1 pseudogene is annotated in these 698 nt (G+C 66.8%); it reads left to right on the top strand.

Going from position 1 to position 698, the window contains the following annotated elements:
* Positions 1-683: pseudogene (locus MKK64_RS00430) on the top strand (IS630 family transposase); the annotation flags it as partial.
* Between the last annotated feature and the right edge of the window lie 15 nt (positions 684-698).

Below are 698 nucleotides of genomic sequence, written 5' to 3'. Positions count from 1 at the left end.
CTCCAGGACGAGCACGACCTCACGGTCGGGCTCGGCACCCTGTGGAGCTTCCTCGACGCACGCGATCTCACCTACAAAAAAAGACAGCGCACGCCGCCGAGCAGGAACGCCCGGACGTGAAAGCGGCGCGCGAGGCCTGGTTCGAGGGCCAACCCGATCTCGACCCTGCGCGCCTGGTTTTCCTCGACGAGACCTGGACGGCCACCAACATGGGCCGCCTGCGCGGACGCTCTCCCCGCGGCGAGCGGCTGCGCTCGCCCATCCCGCACGGTCACTGGAAGACCACGACCCTGGTCGCCGGCCTGCGCCTGTCCGGGATCGCCGCGCCGTTCGTGCTCGATGGGCCGATCAACCGCGACGCCTTCCAGGCCTACGTCGATCAGATCCTGGTGCCGGAACTCGCCCCCGGCGACATCGTCGTCATGGACAACCTCGGCAGCCACAAGGGGCCGGCCGTGCGGTCGGCCATCGAGGCGGCAGGCGCACGGCTGTTGTTCCTGCCGTCCTACTCGCCCGACTTCAACCCGATCGAGATGGCGTTCTCGAAGCTCAAAGCGCTGCTACGCAAAGCGGCCGAGCGAACCGTCGAGGGATTGTGGTCGGCCATCGGACGTCTCGTCGACACCGTCACACCTGACGAGTGCGCCAACTTCTTCGCTGCCGCTGGATACGGACCAGATTAAACCGAAAACGCTCTA

Source organism: Methylobacterium sp. E-025 (assembly GCF_022829705.1).
Taxonomy (GTDB): Bacteria; Pseudomonadota; Alphaproteobacteria; order Rhizobiales; family Beijerinckiaceae; genus Methylobacterium.
Note: the sequence above shows the minus strand (reverse complement) of the source record. Positions and strands in the feature narration are given on the sequence as shown.